We start from the raw sequence: 17,343 nt of genomic DNA, 5'->3' as shown, positions 1-17,343 counted from the left end.
CTCGTTGTCGCCGGATCCTGAGCAAGCCCTGATCCCGCAGCGTCGACGAAATGACGTTCACGGCAGTGGTTTTCTGCAATCGTTTCTTGTCACCTGGAGCGATGGTCGAGTGTGGCGGGCCTCGGACCTCGACGGACGTCTGAGCCTCTCGGCCACCGTCCGTCCCCGGTAACCGAGCGTTCGCACGCGCGCTCGATGCACCGGCCGAGGGTTCTCCGCGCCTGACCAGGGCTCAGGTCGTCCCGTGCACCTCCACGGCACGACGCAGGAGCTCGTCGGTCACGGGCAGGGCGTAGCGGGCGTGTGAACGCACCTGCAGCACCGCGTTGAACGCGTCGGGATTCGTCGCCTCGTGCAGCACCGCCCACCCGACGACGTGCGCACCGGAACTCAGCGTCGATGCTCGCGCACCCAGCTCGGCCTGCGGGGTCAGCTCGCGACGGGCGATCGACTCGCCTGCGGCCGGGTCGTCGGCCAACAGCCCGGTCTCGCGACACACGCGCTCCGCAAGGTCCCAGGCCAGCCCGCGCAGGTCCGCGTCGGGCAACGCCCCCACCTCGGCCAGGTGCTCCCCCAGCATCGTCGCGGCCAGGTCTCGACGTGCCCGGAGGTCGCCCCCGGCGCTGGACGGGTAGTGGTCGTCGCGCCACGGCAGGATCCGATGTGCGCGATCCGCGTTCAGAATCGCCTCCACGTCCGCCCGCTCGATCAGTCGTCCGGTGAACCAGGCGGCCGCAACCAGCGCCTGCTCGCGCTGCGTCTTCCAGTCCGAGAAATCGAGGCCGGCGACGGTCTCGGCAACCACCCGGTTCCCGCCGGTCTCGATCGGCCGCCATCCGTAGTCGGTCGTCGACGACAGCACCCTGCCGTGCTCGGCGAACGACAACGCCTGCACAGCGTTGACGTTCCAGAACACCGACGCCGCACGGCCCGCGGCCGAGACGCGTCGCAGAGTCGGCCCCGCGGAGCCCTGCCACCCGTTGTCCTCGAACGCCAGAACCGTCCCGCCACCGAGATCAGCCACCGCCACCCACGGGTCGATCGAGAACTCGTTGATGATCTCGCCCATCGGCTCCGACTCGTGCTGTGCGCTGAACGCGTCCAGCACCTGCACCCGCGTCAGACCCGTGCACACCGTCAGAGTGGCAGCCTCGCTGATCAGCGACCTACTGATCCACTGCCCGCCTGGTCCGTCGCTCACCCGAGCATCATCCCGCCACTTCGGTGGGATATCGAAGCACGGCGGGTCGAACAGCAGCTACCGGAATGGTCCGAGCCGGCGGGCCGCCCCCACTGACGGCCCGCGACGACATTCTCGGTATGACCGGGCGACCACAGTAGAAGCAGAACCGTCCGCCAAGCCGAGAGCACTGCCGGCCTCCGGGCGGCCGGAATGCATCCGGCCGCCGATCCCCAGGCGCGGGCGGCGGCGGGGCGCCACTATCTCGACATCGTCCTGAACGGGATCCGGGCCCGCTGAGCATCGGGTCCGACGGCGCGCGCAGGGGCATCGACAACATCCCCGCTTCCTCTATCCCTCCCAACTTGACGCGGCGGCGTCGACGGGCGCTGGCCTCGGACACGTACAACGCCTCGTTCGACATCAGGAAGGCGACCACGCTGGACACGTGGACGACGACCACATTCGGTTGTGTCGACGTTGGCGCTCAGAGAGCGCCGCGTCACGACTCGCCCGATCGGACGGCCTCGGCGATGTCGACGAGGATCCGGCCATCCTCGGTCTGCCAATGCCGTGTGCCCTGGACGGCTTTGACGACGATGCCGACCTCGCTGATCATGTCCATGACCAGCTTGCTCGGGGAGTAGTACCGGCCGTCCGCCGCCCATAACAGCGGACTTCCACGCCGGTTGACCCAGGTTGCGATACCCCGGCGTGGATCAGCGTCGATCCATCGCCCGAACGCTTCGATCTGCCGTGATGTGCGGGGTACGAAACGCAGCGGTGTGCCGTCGGGCAACGTTCCTGCGTCGACCAGCACCGTCACGGCGTTCGGCCTTCGTGTCACCCGCTCCTTGCGGGCGGCAGTGCTGTACTGGGCAGGCAGGTCCACGGGGCCGGACCCGGACCGCAAATGATCGAGCGCCGTCGCGGCCAGGTCGACGCACCGATCGCCGTCGCCCATGATCGCTGGGATCGCGGAATGCGGCGAGTAGTGGGTGTCGATGGTGACGGTGAGCAGATCGACGAGTTCGCCGACCTTCGCCAGAAGTGCGGGCCAGGCAGGTCGATCAGGATCAGCACCGCCGTCGTCTGCGGCATACCGGAGCAGTACGTGCGCGATGAGGTACCGCGCGGTCGCCACCACCCGCAGCGCGCGCCCTTCCCGACCCGCTTCTTCGGCCTGCAGGCGGGCGGCTACCTCCCGGAGGAACCCGACGAGCAGCCATGCCCGCTCCGCTGAGGGTGCCCGCCGGAACAGCGTGGAGTAGGTCCCCTGGTCTCCGCGTTCCCACATGGCCGCGCCCTGCTGAGCACGTGCCACGTGCCGGGCGTCGGGATCGGCGCAGGCCAATGCATTGGCGACGTCGACGACCGAGCAGCCGTGCGCGGGTTCTGGTTCCGGTTCGCCGCGCTTGACCACGTAGGTCTTGCCCAGCGTCAGGGCGAAGTCCTGCCGCAGGGTCGCCTGGACAGGATCAAGAGCAACGAAATCACGGGCGACCACCTGGTTCTGGGTGTTGGTCGCCTCCGTCACCTGGGCCGCGAACCCGGGTGGGCACGCGTCGAGGGTGATGAGTCGAACCCATACCCGTGCGTTCGCCACGACGTCGGGATCCTCGCGGGCGACCTCGTGGATCGACGAGACGGTCTGCGCACCATTAACGACGTTCGCCCCGCTCAGCTCGAACTTACCGAACGCCCGGCTTCCACCGGCGAAGGCCTTGGTCAGCGACGCGCACAGGATGGTGATCCCATTGTTGAGATACCAGAACGACTCCGGCGCGGTGCGTAACGTGGACCGGATTCCCTGGTTGACGTCCGTGAGGTCTAGGGACCCTCGGATGTTGCGACCGAAGAGACGCTCACCTGCAGCTGCGTACCATTCAGCGATCTCGGATGCCGCGACCGAGCCGTAGTACGCGGGGAACGGTTCTGGTAGGTACCCCCACTGCTCCAGCGTCAACGCCAGATCCGCCGCGGCTGTGTCGGCGCCGCGCCGCACGACCTCATATATCTCGGCGAAGTTGAGCACGACGAGATCTGCCATCGGGTGCAGGTCGTTGACCCCAGCGAGGAACTTGTCGAACTCCGCGCGCAACACAGGTGCCGGCTGCTGCTTGCCGAAGAGGACCAGCACGAGGGTAACCCGGACCCCGGGATTGTTCATAGCCCGGTCGAGACCGTCCCGCACTCGATCGAGGTGATCGCAGAACTCGGTATACTCGCCGTCCTGCAGCATCTCGACCCCGCGGAGGAACTTCAGCGTCGAGCTCATGTCGATGCCGCCGGTGCCCTGATCACTCCACTTGGTCTGCAGGAGCCACACTCTGTTGTGGTCGGCCGACACAGCGACGCCGTCGACACCCTGGTCGTCGAAGCAATCGATGACCCCGGCCGCCGCATCGGCCGCGCTACACCCGGTCAGATCTTGGATGGCGAGAGCGGTCAGCGCCCGGGACCGGAAGACATTGTCCCGATCGGGGCCGGGAGGGAACACCACGCCATCCATGTCGATCAGCTCGCCGTAGGTGAGCTGAAGATGCCGGATCACGTGCCGTGCTTGCGGCGGAACGGACTTGACGATGATCGGTCACCTCCGACAACGACTTGATCTACCAGCCTACGGTGCACGTTCGGTCTCTGAGAGCCGCTGCGGAGACTGTTTCACGGTTCCTGAGTGTTCCCCTCGCGCTCCGTCGCCGCGAGCTGCAGCGCGTCGGCGACGGCGGCGAACTCGGTGAGGGCGACCTGGAGGTCCTCGACGATCTCCTGCGCCAGCACGTCCGGCGGCGGAAGCTCCTCGGTGTCGTTGTCGGACAGCCAGGTGATGTCGAGGTTGACCTTGTCACGGGCTACGAGCTCGTCGTAGGTGAAGCGCCGGAAGCGGTCGGACTCCTCGCGGCGGTGGTACCGGTCGACGAAGTCGTCGAGGTGATGGGCGGCCAGCTTGTTCTGGCGCAGCGTGAAGTGCTGGCTCGTGCGCAGGTCGTACACCCACAGCTCCGAGGTCCACGGAGTCTCCGGGCGGGCCCGCTTCGCGTCAAAAAACAGCACATTCGCCTTGACGCCACCAGCGTAGAAGATCCCGGTGGGCAGTCGTAGCAGGGTGTGCACGTTGCAGTCGGTGAGTAGGCGACGGCGCAGCGTTTCACCCGCACCGCCCTCGAACAGCACGTTGTCGGGCACGACCACGGCGGCCCGACCGTCGATCTTGAGCTGCAGGGCGATGTGCTGCACAAAGTTGAGCTGCTTGTTGCTGGTGGTGACCCAGAAGTCGCTGCGGTCGTAACCGGCGTCCTCGCGGGTCACCTTGCCGAACTCGTCGACGGAGCTGAACCCGGACTTGCGCCCGAACGGCGGGTTCGCTAGCACCAGGCTGGCTCGCTCGTCGGCGCGCGGTGGGCGGGCCAACGCGTCACGCACGTCGATCTGAGCCTTCCCGGCGGACTCGCCGATGCCGTGCAGCAGCAGGTTCATCTGCGCCAGTCGCGCCGTGCCGTGCACCAGCTCGACCCCGGAGATGCCGAGGCCCCGCAGGTGCCCTGCCTCTTCGGCAGTGAGGTCCTTGGTGTGGTGGCGCTGGATGTAGTCGTGCGCGGCGAGCAGGAAGCCACCGGTGCCGCAAGCGGGGTCGGCAATCGTGTCGTCCGGCCGGGGCTGCACGCACCGCACCATGGCGTCGATCAGCGGGCGCGGGGTGAAGTACTGGCCGGCACCGGACTTGACGTCCTCGGCGCCCTTCTCCAACAGCGCCTCGTAGGCATCGCCCTTGATGTCGACGCCGGTGAGCGACCAGTTCACCTTGTCGACCAAGTCGACGATTAACCGCCGCAACGTCGCCGGGTCGCGGATTTTGTTCTCCGCGCTCTGGTAGATCAGCCCCAGTGCCGTTTCGGGGTGTTCTCCGAGCTTCTCCAGGATCTTCTCGTACTGCTGCTTCAGTTCCTTCGCGTCGGCGTCGAGCAGCGTCTGCCAGCTCAGTTGCTTCGGCACGATCTGCGCGCCGCCGCCGAACGCCGTCCGTCCGGCGCGTTCCTCGGCCATCTTCAGGAACAGCAGCAACGTGAGCTGGTCGACGTAGTCGATCGTGGACACGCCATCGTGGCGCAGTACGTGGCAGTAGCTCCACAGCTTGTCGACGAGCTGCTTCGCCTCGGCCGCGGTCTTCGGCACGGTCACTTCGCGGTGCTCCTACTACGTCGAGACTTCGGTTGCGCGGCTCGTTCGGCGCGGATGCGCTCCAGCAGCACCGACGCCGGCTCGTCGCGCGGGTCCTGCGGGGCCAGACGACCGGCGAACGCCTCGGCGAGAAGGGAGCGACGGAGCTGCTCAGCTCGGCGAGCGGCAAGATCGATGGAGGTGCCGAGTCGGTCGATCTCACGCAGACGCTCCGTCGTCTCGGCAACGACTCGAGCTTGGGTCTCCAACGTCGGGATCGGGAACTCCACCGATTTGAAACGAGTTGCCGAAAGATGCGCGATGTTCGTGGTGATTCTGACTTCCTTCACGAACCGACCGGCGTGCATGTGACGACGGAACACCAGCAGCGCCCACTCGGGGAGGACGTCCGGACCGGCCCGGAAACGCAACAGGCTGTTAGTGAACGCATACTTTCCGGGTTCGCCGCGGTACATGGCTGGGCGGCCGAGGTATTCCGGGCTCTGGCCCTCGTTCAGCAGAACGTCACCGGGCTTGAGCTCGAAACGGGCGAACGTCTCAGGCGGAAAATTCATAGACTTAACGTCGCCGAGATCTATACGATCCTCGAAGACGTTCGCCACACGCAGGTAAGGGCGCATGTCCGAGCCAGAATGCCAGTCCGGATGGCGTTGACGACCGAGGTCTACTTGACCAGCCTGGTCGACCGTGGACTTCAATCCTTCTGCATCATCGACAGCGCACATTAGTGTCTGCCGCTTCAGCGCCTGACCTGCGGAGCCGGACTCCGCAAGAATTTTTATTCCTGCGTCGAGACGTGACAGATGCGATTCGAGCGTAGCGACGAGGCGATTCTGCTCAGCTATGGGAGGGACTGGGATTGGGATTCCGCGGATCTGGGCCAAACCCAAGCGGGGTCGACCAACACCCTTGATTTCACCTCTTGCGCGCTCCTTAGTTGCTGGCGCCTGCAGCGCGTACAGAACCCATCGGGAGTCTACGACCTGGCTAAGTCGAACCCGAATACAGTCAGCTTTAACTATGGCACGGTGATCGATCTTCGGAACAAGACAGGCACGAGGGGGGTCTTCCCCTAGTGAAGCGACGAGGAGGTCACCCTCGCGCGCCTCATGCGCTCGCAGGTTCTCGAAATGATCTAAGCTGATGTAAGCCTGTTCGTCACGAAAGTGGCCGTCGCCGATGTTCTGTAGGCGAAAGACCCGCGCACCCGAGCTAGTGTAGTGAGTCGACTTCAGATTCGATCCAAAAGGTCCGTCTGTTATCGCTCGTTCTTCTGGTCCTGCAAGCTCGCCGAGCGTCGCCCATTCCCACCCCGTGGGCAGATCGCTCACGCGGGGAGTTCCTGGTTCAGTTCCTGCAACACGTCCTCCGCGCGGTCGTCACCGAAGTCGCGGACGAAGCCATCGATGCCGCCGCGAGTGGTGAACGGTACGCCGTCGAGATCGTGCGGTGTCACGTGGAGGCGGTTGGCGATGGTGATCGCGATGGTGTCGATCCACCAGTGCTGGTCGAGGGTGAAGGTGGTGCCCTGCTGCTCCTGGCGGGCGATCCAGTTGGCGAGGTTGTCCTCCACCGTGCTGCGGTGCGGGCGCAGGTCGGTGTCGAGGCCAAGTTCGTAGCGCAGGATGGCCATCAGCTCCGGCACGCCCTTGCGGCCCCCGTTGCCCTGGGCGACGCCGAGTTTCTGGTAGGCGCGCCAGAGTACGTCGGGGGTCCAGCGGTGCGGTGGGTCCTTGATCTTCGCGGCGAGCTGGGTGAGCGAGCGGTAGACGGTGGCCGGATCGCCGCTCGGGTCGTCGAAGGCGATGCGCAGGGCGGTGATCTCGTCACGATGCTCGTGCATGTATGCCCGCCAGTCCTCGACGGTCCGCTCGGCGGTGTCGCTGTTCATGAGCTTGGCCTCGACGGAGAGCACCTCGTCGATGGTGTGCTCGTCGTAGGGCAGGTCGTACTTGCGCCGGATGGTGACGATGCGCGCGCGCAGCTCGGGGTGCTCGGCGAGGGTCCGGACGGCGTCGAGCACGATCTGGCGTTGCTGGTCCTGCCCACCGGCCTGCAACGCCGCCTCCTGGGCGTCGGCGTCGGTGGCGCGCTCGATCTCCTGCGCGATCTGTTGCACGGTGGCTCCTCCGGCGAGGTCGGCCAGCTCGGCGCGTTCGGCGGGGGTGATCTGTTTGTCCAGCGCGGTGAGCCTGGAGCTGAGGGCAGCGGCCTCGTCGACGTCGATGCCCTGGCTGGCGGCCTTGGCAAGCAGCCGTTCCAGGCTGACCTGACGTTGCGTGGCCGGCTGGAGGGGTTTCGCGTCGACCAGCGGGGAGTCGGTGACCCCGACCGGGTCCACGAGTAGAAACTTCTCCTTCGCGCGCGCGTCGGGGGTGACCCGCTGGAACTCGTCGGCGTCGACGGTCCGGGCGCCGCGGCCCTTCATCTGCTCGAAGTACGTCGCGCTGGAGACCCCGCGCAGGAAGATCACGGCTTCGAGGGGCTTCACGTCGGTGCCGGTGGCGATCATGTCGACGGTGACGGCCACCCGGAACGCCGCGTCGTTGCGGAAGTCCGAGATCAGCTGTTCCGGGTTGTCGGCCCGGTAGGTGATCTTCGCGCAGAACCGGGCGTCACCGCCGAAGATCTCCCGGACGATCTCGACGATGTCGTCGGCGTGCTGGTCGGTCTTGGCGAAGATCAGTGTCTTCGGGACGTGGGTGCGCTGCGGAAAGTACTGCGGCCAGTCATCGTGGAACTGCTGGATCACCTTGCGGATCTGGCTCGGGTTCATCACGGTGCGCCCGATCGCGTCGGCGCGGTAGTCGAGTTCGGTGTCGAGCTGCTCGTAGCGTTCCTCGCGGGTGTGCAGGTCGACGATCCGGACCGGCACGTTGGCCGGGATGCTGCCGCCCTGCTCGCCGACCACGGTCCGGACCCGCATCACGTCGAAGTCGACGTTGACGCCGTCGGCGACGGCCTGGCGGTAGGTGTACTGGCTGACCAGATTCTCGTGGAAGAACCCGAACGTCTGCGCGACCGGGGTAGCGGTCAGACCGACGAGGTGGGCGTCGAAGTACTCGAGCACCGCCCGCCACCGGCCGTAGATCGAACGGTGGCATTCGTCGACGATGACCAGGTCGAACGACTCCGGCGGGATGGCCGGGTTGTACTCGACCTCGACCGCGTCGTCGATCTCGTAGGTGTCCCGGTCGTCGGCCTCGGTGACCTCCTCGCCGCGCAGCATCGCGTACATGCGTTGCACGGTGCTGATCACAACGTGAGTGGAGTCCAGGACGATCCCGCTGCGCAGCCGCTGCACGTTGTAGAGAGCGCTGAACGGCGTACCGTCATCGGGTATGCGGTAGTTCGCGAACTCAGTCTCGGTCTGGCGGCCCAGGTTGTTGCGGTCGACGAGGAACAGCACCTTGCGGGCGCCGGCGTGGCGCAGCAACCGGTGCGTCTGGGTGACCATCGTGAACGTCTTGCCCGCGCCGGTGGCCATCTGGATCAACGCGCGGGGCCGGTCGTCGGCGAGCGAGGTCTCCAAGCCCGTGATCGCCTCGATCTGGGCCGGCCGCAGGCCGCCGGTGTTCAGGTCGGGCAGTTGCTGCAGCCGTGCGCGCAGGGTCGGCGCGTCGGGCCGGTCGTCGGCGGAGCGCATCCAGCGGGCGAGGGTCGAGGGCTGATGGAAGGAGAACACCCGCCGCGGCCGAGCGATCGGGTCGAGTGTATTGGTGAACCGGGTGTCGACGCCGGTGGACTCGTACCGGAACGGCAGCGGGGTGCGCCAGGCCGCGAGCCGCTGGCCGGTGTCCAGATCCGCCGCGTATCGGGCGGTTTGGCAGTCGACCCCGCCCAGGCCGGTGCCCTGCCGCTTGGCCTCGATGGCGCCGACCAGCTTGGTGTCCACGTAGAGCAGGTAGTCGGCGCGACCGTCGCCGGTCGGTACCTCGCGGACGGCGACGCCCTGCGCTGCGTGCACGTTCGTGTCGACGCGGTCCTGCACCACCCAGCCCGCCGCGGCGAGCATCCGGTCGATGATCCTCCGCGTCGCGGCCTCGGTGAGGCGCGGCCTGCTCGCCACCGTCGACTGCTCGACGAACTGATCGCGCAGCGCCGCGTCGATCGGCGCGGCAGACTCGGCGCGGGTGGTGAGCTGCTGCTGCAGGGTCGCGACGGTGCCCATCAACTGCTCGACGAGCGCCTTCAGCTCCGCCTGGTCCGCCACGGCCCGAGTGACGGCCGCAGTTGCCTCGGCCTGCGCTGCGGCTTCCGCCGCCGCCATCTCCCGATGCTCCGTGACCGAGGTCTTCATTTCGACGAGCTCAGCCCGGTAGGCCGCGAGCAGTGCGAACAGCTCCTCGTGTGCCGGTGGTGTGCTTGCCGGTTGCGGAGGGACGAAGTCCGCGACGTCGTCGCCACCGGTCACCGTGCGGTGGAACCAGACGCCCAACTCGTAGCAGGCACGGACCTGCAAGAGCGCATCTCGCTGCCGGTCGTACCCCTCGTGCACGGCCTTGTTGCCGACCTGTCGCACCCCGTCGAACCAGTGCCGCACCCGCTGGGTGATGAAGCCCTGATCACTCAGCACCTTGACGCGCAAGTGCTGCTTTTCGGGCATCTTCGGCAGCCCGAACTGGACGAACGCCTGCTCGGTCAGCGCCTCGCCGAACTGCCGGCACTTGATCATCGCGGTGTTCGGGTCGGTGTAGACGGCCGCCTCGGCCGCGGCCCCGTGCACGAGCAGTAGCGGCTCGTGAACCAACAGGTGGCCGAAGTTCGGGGCTCGAGAGGCCAGCAGCCCCAGCTTCGAATCCACCGCCACTACGGGCCTCCAACGTCCATCCCCAGCGCGCAACTTCAAGATCGCTCAGCGTGGCGGTGATATTACTCGAATCGTGGCCCCGGAGTGGGCCGTCGCGCTGCTGGCCCGGCTTACCGGTGTGATCGCGAGACTTACTGCTCAGATGGGTGGGCGCGGCAGGGTTCGAACCTGCGACCGCTCGGGTGTAAACCGAGTGCTCTCCCGCTGAGCTACGCGCCCGGGACGGACACAGTTTCACATGGCCCCGAGCACCCTTCGCCACCCGTCCGGGTCCCGCGGCTCCCCCGGCTGGTTCACCTCGGCGAACGACACCCGCCCGTCCGGGAGCACCAGGAACGTCCCGCGCAGGGCCATCCCCTTGTCCGCGTTGAACACCCCGTACTGCGACGCGACCGCCCCGTGCGGCCAGAAGTCCGACAGCAACGGGAACGAGAATCCCGCCGAGCCCGCCCAGGCCGCCAGCGCGAAGGTCGGATCGCAGGAGACGGCCAGGATCTGGACCCGGTCGTTCTGGAACGTGTCCAGGGAGTCCTGCACCGCCTCCAGCTCGCCACCGCAGATGCCGGAGAACGCGAACGGGTAGAACACGATCAGTGCACTACGACCGCTGTCGAGCACCGAGTCGAGCGACACCGGCTGCCGCTGCGCGTCGGGCAGGGTGAAGCCGGGCGCCGTCCGTCCGATCTCCGGGGCCACCGGGGCACCCTATCGGGAGCCCGGTCCCCCGGGACATCGGGTGACGAGGCCCGGACCCTCCTGCACCGGGTGGGCACGATCCTGTCCCGCCTCGGCGCGGCTGACCGGGCCGAGGCGGTGCGGATCGTGTCGGAACGCCGTCGCTACCTAGCGTTTCCCCTTGCCCTGCTTCGGCGGGACCAGCTTCGACCCCACCCAGTCCTCGCCGAGTGTGGCGTTGCTCGTCTGCGACAACCCCGCTGTGGGGGCCGCCTCGGCGATCTCGGACGGTTGGAGATGGCCGTCACGGCCGGTCTTGGGCGTCAGCACCCAGACCACTCCGTCGTCGGCCAGTGGAGTACGGGCGTCGACCAGTGTGTCGACCAGATCGCCGTCCCCATCGCGGAACCACAGGAGGACGACATCGATGACCTCCTGGGCATCCTCGTCCAGCAGTTCCTCACCGATGATCGCTTCGACGGCCTCCCTGACCTGCTCGTCGACGTCGGTGTCGTACCCCAGCTCCTGGACGATCTGGCCCGGCTCGACGCCGAGCTTCCCCGCGATGTCGGACGCACCGGCATCTGCCGCGGTCACCACTCGTTCCCCTTTCACGCTGCTCACGCAGTCCATCGTTCTCGGTTCCGCGCGTCGGCGCCACCGTTGACACGAAATCGGATGCGGCATCCGAACACGTCGGCGGGACCCGGCGCAACCGGCTGTCACCGGTTGGGAAGCCGGGAGCCGGTGCCGCGCACGTCACCTCACCGTCCGTTCAGTTACGTCGGAGTAGTACCTATCCTCGCCCGGACGTCCCGCGACACGTCCCCGTCCACGGGGACGCTGAGTTTCGGGCCCGCGCCGGAACAGGCACGATGGGTGGTGGACACGCCCGTCGCACCGGCCGGCAGAACCGCACCTGCCCCCGACGACCCGGGAACCGGTGCGGCGAGCGGACGTGAGGAATGCAGGGCCGGGCGGACCCCGGCCACCGACTGATCAGGCAGGGAGAACCCTTGACCGCGCAGAGCAGCAGGGCGGGCAGCACCGACGGCGCAGAGCCACGCCGCGTCAACGTGATCCGGGGCGGGCTGTCGGCCCACCTGCCGGACATCGACCCGGAGGAGACGGCCGAATGGCTGGAGTCCTTCGACGCGGTCCTCGACAACGCCGGTCGTCAGCGCGCCCGCTACCTGATGCTGACGATGCTGCAGCGTGCGCGCGAGAAGCACGTCGGTGTCCCCTCGCTGACCACCACCGACTACGTCAACACCATCCCGACCGACCACGAGCCGTGGTTCCCGGGCGACGAGGACGTCGAGCGGACCTACCGCCGCTGGCTGCGCTGGAACGCCGCGATGACCGTGCACCGCGCGCAGCGGCCGGGCATCGGTGTCGGTGGCCACATCTCGTCCTACGCGTCGTCGTCGACCCTCTACGAGGTCGGCTTCAACCACTTCTTCCGCGGCAAGGAGCACCCCGGCGGGGGTGACCAGATCTACATCCAGGGGCACGCCTCCCCCGGCATCTACGCCCGCGCGTTCCTCGAAGGCCGGCTGTCCGAGGACCGGCTCGACGGGTTCCGCCAGGAGCTCAGCCACGGCGGCAAGGGCGCCGGGCTGCCGTCGTACCCGCACCCGCGGCTGATGCCGGACTTCTGGGAGTTCCCCACGGTCTCGATGGGCATCGGCCCGATGAACGCGATCATGCAGGCGCGGTTCAACCGCTACCTCGGCGACCGCGGCTTCTCGAACACCGACGACCAGCACGTGTGGGCGTTCCTGGGCGACGGCGAGATGGACGAGCCGGAGTCGCGCGGCATGATCCACGTCGCGGCGAACGAGGGCCTCGACAACCTGACCTTCGTCGTGAACTGCAACCTGCAGCGCCTCGACGGCCCGGTCCGCGGCAACGGCAAGATCATCCAGGAGCTGGAGGCGTTCTTCCGGGGCGCCGGCTGGAACGTCATCAAGGTCATCTGGGGCCGCGAGTGGGACTCGCTGCTGCACGCCGACCGGGACGGCGCCCTGATCAACCTGATGAACACCACGCCGGACGGCGACTACCAGACCTACAAGGCCAATGACGGCGCCTACGTCCGCGACCACTTCTTCGGCCGCGACCCGCGCACCAAGGCCCTGGTGGACCCGATGTCGGACGCCGAGATCTGGAATCTCAAGCGCGGCGGCCACGACTACCGCAAGGTGCACGCCGCCTATGCCGCGGCGACCGCGCACCACGGCCAGCCGACCGTCATCCTGGCCAAGACGATCAAGGGTTACGGCCTCGGCACGCACTTCGCGGGCCGCAACGCCACCCACCAGATGAAGAAGCTGACGCTCGACGACCTCAAGCAGTTCCGGGACGAGCAGCGCATCCCGATCTCGGACTCCCAGCTCGAGGCCGACCCGTACCTGCCGCCGTACTACCACCCCGGCGACGGCGACCCGGCGATCCAGTACCTCAAGGAGCGGCGCCGCCAGCTGGGCGGCCCGCTGCCCTCGCGGCGCACCACCTCGAAGCCGCTGGTGCTGCCCGGCGACAAGGTCTACGACTTCATCAAGAAGGGCTCGGGCAAGCAGGAGGTCGCCACCACGATGGCGTTCGTCCGGCTGCTCCGCGAGCTGATCAAGGACAAGGAGATCGGCGACCGTTTCGTCCCGATCATCCCGGACGAGGCCCGTACCTTCGGTATGGACTCGATGTTCCCGACCCAGAAGATCTACAACCCGCAGGGCCAGAACTACACCTCGGTCGACGCCGAGCTGATGCTGGCCTACAAGGAGTCCGAGCAGGGCCAGATCCTGCACGAGGGCATCAACGAGGCGGGCTCGGTCGGGTCCTTCACCGCCGCCGGGACGTCGTACGCCACGCACGGCGAGCCGATGATCCCGGTCTACGTCTTCTACTCGATGTTCGGCTTCCAGCGGACCGGTGACTCGATCTGGGCCGCCGCGGACCAGATGGCCCGCGGGTTCCTGGTCGGCGCCACCGCCGGGCGCACCACTCTGACCGGGGAGGGCCTGCAGCACAACGACGGCCACTCGCTGCTGATCGCCGCGACCAACCCGGCCGTGGTCGCCTACGACCCGGCGTTCTCCTTCGAGGTCGCACACATCGTGCAGGACGGGCTGCGCCGGATGGTCGGCGAGGACCCGGAGAACGTCATCTACTACCTGACGGTCTACAACGAGCCCTACGTCCAGCCCGCCCAGCCCGAGAACCTGGACACCGACGGGGTGCTGCGCGGCATGTACCGCTACGCGGCCGCCCCCGAGGGCAGCGGGCCCGTGGTGCGGCTGCTCGCCTCCGGCGTCTCGGTGCCGTGGGCGCTCACCGCGCAGCAGCTGCTGGCCGACGAGTGGGACGTGCGCGCCGAGGTCTGGTCGGTCACCTCGTGGGGCGAGCTGCGCCGCGACGGCGTCGACGCCGAGCACCGCAACCTGCTCGCCCCCGGCGACGACCCGGTCGTGCCCTACGTGACGACGAAGCTCGGCGAGGGCGACCACGCCGACGCGCCCGTGGTCGCGGTGTCGGACTGGATGCGGGCCGTGCCCGACCAGATCCGGCAGTGGTCCCCGGCGCCGTTCCTGTCGCTGGGCACCGACGGGTTCGGCCTGTCCGACACCCGGCCCGCGGTGCGGCGGCACTTCGCCGTCGACGCCGAGTCGATCGTGGTCGGCGCGCTGTCCGCGCTGGCCGCGCAGGGGCAGATCAAGGTGGAGACCGCGGCCGAGGCCGCGGCCGGCTACAAGATCGACGACCCGCGGGCGGCCGGACCGCAGACCAGCGACTCCGGCTCCGCCTGACCACGAGCCCGTATCGACGGCCCGTCACACCCCGCCCGGGGTGCGACGGGCCGTTCGATGTCGGTGACCGATTTTCGCCCCTCCCCGGGCGGCGCAGATCACGATAAGCTCCGCGCGACGGTGCGTGTGGTGATCACTCGTCGCCCGGCAGCACCGTCCTGACCAGGGCGTGGACCGTGTGCGTCGCTGGCCGGCGGCCCGGGACGAGGTGTCCCGGGCCGATGAACGAGGGAGCGGGAATGGCAGAGGGCACCGTCAAGTGGTTCAACAGCGAGAAGGGCTACGGCTTCCTCGCACCGGACGGTGGTGGCGCGGACGTGTTCGTGCACTACTCGGCGATCCAGACGAACGGCTACAAGACGCTCGACGAGGGTCAGCGGGTCGCGTTCGACATCGAGCAGGGACAGAAGGGGCCGCAGGCCAGCGCCGTCACGCCGCTCTGAGCGGCCGCCACGGAGCGCGCCACCGGTAGCCGGGGCGCCCCACGCCGCACGTCCGGCCCGGGACACGACCCCGGGCCGTGACACAGGCTGCCCGCAGCGCCGGGCAGCGCGGCCCGGGAGCGGCTCGGCCGGGGAAGCTCAGTAACCCAGCGCTCCGTGCATCTCCCACACCAGGATCTCGGCCCCGTCCGGGCCGGCGGTGATCCGTCGGCCACCGCCGTCGTCGACGATCCTGGCCACGTCACCGGTCCCCAGCGGACCGGTGCCGGTCGCGGTCGTCACCGCCTCCAGACCGGCGCTCCCCCGCGCGACGAAGGCGTGCAGGTAGGGCGCCGCGGGCAGCCGCGCGCCGGCCCCCGGCGTCAGCCGCAGCACCGTGAGCGCCGCGTCACGCTGGCGCAGCGCGAGCAGCGAGGTGCCGCGATGCCGCGCGAGCCCGGACGCCAGCACCACCGGTTCCCCGGTCCCGGGCACGTCCCGGACCTCGTACTCCGGGGTACCGCCCGGCTCGTCCGGCACCACCCACATCTGCACGAACCGGGCACCGACCGCTGGGGTCGCGTGCTCGGAGTGCCGCACCCCGGAGCCCGCGCCGAGCCGCTGGACCTGCCCGGGCGCGACCCGCTCGGCCCGGCCGCTGCCGGTGTCCCGGTGCTCCAGCTCCCCCTCCAGCACCCAGGTGACGATCTCGGTGTCGCGATGCGGGTGCTCGTCGTAGCCCCGCCCGGGCAGCACCCGGTCCTCGTTGTGCAACAGGAGCAACCCGAAGTGTGTGTTCGACGGGTCGTAGTGCGCGCCGGCGGAGAAGCTGTGCCGGGAGTCCAGCCAACCGGTCCGGGTGCGGAATCGTTCGCCGGCGCGGTGCAGGGTGACGCGCGGGTCGTGCTCTGCGGTGCTCATCGTCGTGTCATGCTGCCCGACGTGCGCCACCCTCCGATCGCGGCCGCGACGTTGCGCCGCCTCGAACTGGCATCCGCGCCGCTGGCGGCCGCCTGCCTCGCCGAGATGGAGCGCACCCGTCCCTGGTTCGCCGAGCTGCCCGCCGACCAGCGGGCCGGGGTCGCGCTGGTCACCCAGACCGGCGTCGCGAACTTCGTGTCCTGGCTGCGCGAACCGGACCGCACCACCCCGCTCACCGCCGAGGCGTTCCGGACGGCGCCGCGCGACCTGGCCCGGCGGATCAGCCTCCGGCAGACCGTGGAGCTGGTGCGGATCGCCGCGGACGTGTTCGAGGAGCACCTGCCGCCGCTCGCCGGGGACGCGGCCGAGCAGCACGAGCTGACCGAGGCGGTGCTGCGCTTCGGCCGCGAGATCGCGTTCGCCGCCGCGACCGTCTACGCCGGCGCCGCCGAGTCCCGCGGCGCCTGGGACGCCCGGTTGGAGGCCCTGGTCGTCGACGCGGTGCTGCGCGGCGACGACGACGGCGCACTCGTGTCGCGGGCCGCGGCGCTCGGCTGGAACCCGGCGGCGCCGGTGCACTGCCTGGTCGGCAGCGCCCCCGGAAGCGGATCGGAGTCGCCGCAACTCATCGTGGAGCTGCGCAAGCTCGCCGCCCGCCTGCACCACGACGTGCTCGTGGGGGTCCAGGGGCGCAGGCTGGTCGTGCTGCTGCACCCCACCGGCCGGGTCGCCCCCGAGGGGACCGGGCCGGTGCTCACCGAGATCGCCGCCCGGTTCGGGGCCGGCCCGGTCGTGGCCGGAGCACCGAGCCCCGATCTCGCCGGCGCCGGGGCATCGGTCGCCGAGGCGCTCGCCGGGCTCGCCGCCGCCCCCGGTTATCCCGACGCACCCCGCCCGGTCGCGACCCGCGACCTGCTCCCCGAACGCGCGCTGTGCGGCGATCCGACGGCCCGGCGGCGGCTCGCAGAGGACGTCCTCGCCCCGCTGCACGACGCCGGCGGCGAGCTCCTGCGCACGCTCGCCGCCTATCTGGAGGGGGGCGCGAGCCTGGAGGGCTGTGCCCGGGCGCTCTACGTGCATCCGAACACCGTCCGCTACCGGCTGCGCCGGATCGCGGAGCTGGTCGGCCTCTCCCCGACCGAGCCGCGGCAGGCGTTCGTGCTGCGCACGGCACTCGTCGCGGACCGCACCGCGCGGGTCCGGGAGAGCGTGTCCGGTACCGAGCCGCTCACCCCGCTCGACAACGCGCGTCCGACCGGGATCGACTCCACAGCACCAGCCGAGGTGTTGTCGTGAACCCTACAAACACAACCCCGTACGGACCGGTAACGAGGGCTCGGTCAC

Annotated in this window: 11 protein-coding genes and 1 tRNA gene; 3 read left to right on the top strand and 9 right to left on the bottom strand. The window is 68.9% G+C overall.

What is annotated here, in order from left to right:
• Window positions 1-232: 232 nt before the first annotated feature.
• The 8 genes from Pdca_RS10325 to Pdca_RS10290 all read right to left on the bottom strand — a co-directional run bounded on the left by Pdca_RS10325 (window position 233) and on the right by Pdca_RS10290 (window position 11,447).
• The gene (locus Pdca_RS10325) at window positions 233-1,201 is read right to left on the bottom strand and encodes a DUF6461 domain-containing protein (protein ID WP_125911351.1); all 969 of its coding nucleotides are present in this window, start codon (window positions 1,199-1,201) and stop codon (window positions 233-235) included.
• A gap of 481 nt (window positions 1,202-1,682) precedes the next feature.
• On the bottom strand, window positions 1,683-3,734 hold the full coding sequence (locus Pdca_RS10320) for an AIPR family protein (RefSeq protein WP_085915285.1): 2,052 nt from the start codon (window positions 3,732-3,734) through the stop codon (window positions 1,683-1,685).
• 113 nt (window positions 3,735-3,847) lie between these two features.
• The gene (locus Pdca_RS10315) at window positions 3,848-5,362 is read right to left on the bottom strand and encodes a class I SAM-dependent DNA methyltransferase (protein ID WP_085915284.1); all 1,515 of its coding nucleotides are present in this window, start codon (window positions 5,360-5,362) and stop codon (window positions 3,848-3,850) included.
• Window positions 5,359-6,693, bottom strand: a complete 1,335-nt coding sequence (locus tag Pdca_RS10310) for a restriction endonuclease subunit S (RefSeq protein ID WP_125911350.1) — start codon at window positions 6,691-6,693, stop codon at window positions 5,359-5,361. The genes Pdca_RS10315 and Pdca_RS10310 overlap by 4 nt, the downstream gene beginning before the upstream one ends.
• Window positions 6,690-10,166 (bottom strand): DEAD/DEAH box helicase family protein, encoded by a 3,477-nt coding sequence (locus tag Pdca_RS10305; protein ID WP_125911349.1) that lies wholly within the window; start codon window positions 10,164-10,166, stop codon window positions 6,690-6,692. The genes Pdca_RS10310 and Pdca_RS10305 overlap by 4 nt, the downstream gene beginning before the upstream one ends.
• Window positions 10,167-10,319: 153 nt before the next feature.
• Window positions 10,320-10,391, bottom strand: a tRNA-Val gene (locus tag Pdca_RS10300).
• Window positions 10,392-10,406: 15 nt separating this feature from the next.
• The gene (locus Pdca_RS10295) at window positions 10,407-10,868 is read right to left on the bottom strand and encodes a peroxiredoxin (protein WP_085915281.1); all 462 of its coding nucleotides are present in this window, start codon (window positions 10,866-10,868) and stop codon (window positions 10,407-10,409) included.
• A 147-nt stretch (window positions 10,869-11,015) separates the two neighbouring features.
• On the bottom strand, window positions 11,016-11,447 hold the full coding sequence (locus Pdca_RS10290) for a DUF3052 domain-containing protein (RefSeq protein WP_085915280.1): 432 nt from the start codon (window positions 11,445-11,447) through the stop codon (window positions 11,016-11,018).
• A 416-nt stretch (window positions 11,448-11,863) separates the two neighbouring features.
• Between Pdca_RS10290 and aceE the strand changes: the two genes are divergently transcribed.
• On the top strand, window positions 11,864-14,656 hold the full coding sequence (gene aceE, locus Pdca_RS10285; protein ID WP_085915305.1) for a pyruvate dehydrogenase (acetyl-transferring), homodimeric type: 2,793 nt from the start codon (window positions 11,864-11,866) through the stop codon (window positions 14,654-14,656).
• 239 nt (window positions 14,657-14,895) lie between these two features.
• Window positions 14,896-15,099 (top strand): cold-shock protein, encoded by a 204-nt coding sequence (locus tag Pdca_RS10280; RefSeq protein ID WP_085915279.1) that lies wholly within the window; start codon window positions 14,896-14,898, stop codon window positions 15,097-15,099.
• 138 nt (window positions 15,100-15,237) lie between these two features.
• Here Pdca_RS10280 and Pdca_RS10275 read toward each other — a convergent pair whose 3' ends face one another.
• On the bottom strand, window positions 15,238-15,999 hold the full coding sequence (locus Pdca_RS10275; protein ID WP_085915278.1) for a pirin family protein: 762 nt from the start codon (window positions 15,997-15,999) through the stop codon (window positions 15,238-15,240).
• A 9-nt stretch (window positions 16,000-16,008) separates the two neighbouring features.
• Here Pdca_RS10275 and Pdca_RS10270 point away from each other — a divergent pair, with 9 nt between their 5' ends.
• Window positions 16,009-17,295 (top strand): PucR family transcriptional regulator, encoded by a 1,287-nt coding sequence (locus tag Pdca_RS10270; RefSeq protein ID WP_085915277.1) that lies wholly within the window; start codon window positions 16,009-16,011, stop codon window positions 17,293-17,295.
• Window positions 17,296-17,343 lie beyond the last annotated feature (48 nt).

It is taken from the genome of Pseudonocardia autotrophica, from assembly GCF_003945385.1.
GTDB lineage: Bacteria > Actinomycetota > Actinomycetes > Mycobacteriales > Pseudonocardiaceae > Pseudonocardia > Pseudonocardia autotrophica.
Note: the sequence above shows the minus strand (reverse complement) of the source record. Positions and strands in the feature narration are given on the sequence as shown.

Coding starts and splice junctions, on each gene's coding strand:
- Pdca_RS10275 (WP_085915278.1), bottom strand. CDS start 15,999: ATGAGCACCGCAGAGCACGACCCGCGCGTCACCCTGCACCGCGCCGGC.
- Pdca_RS10270 (WP_085915277.1), top strand. CDS start 16,009: ATGCTGCCCGACGTGCGCCACCCTCCGATCGCGGCCGCGACGTTGCGC.
- Pdca_RS10280 (WP_085915279.1), top strand. CDS start 14,896: ATGGCAGAGGGCACCGTCAAGTGGTTCAACAGCGAGAAGGGCTACGGC.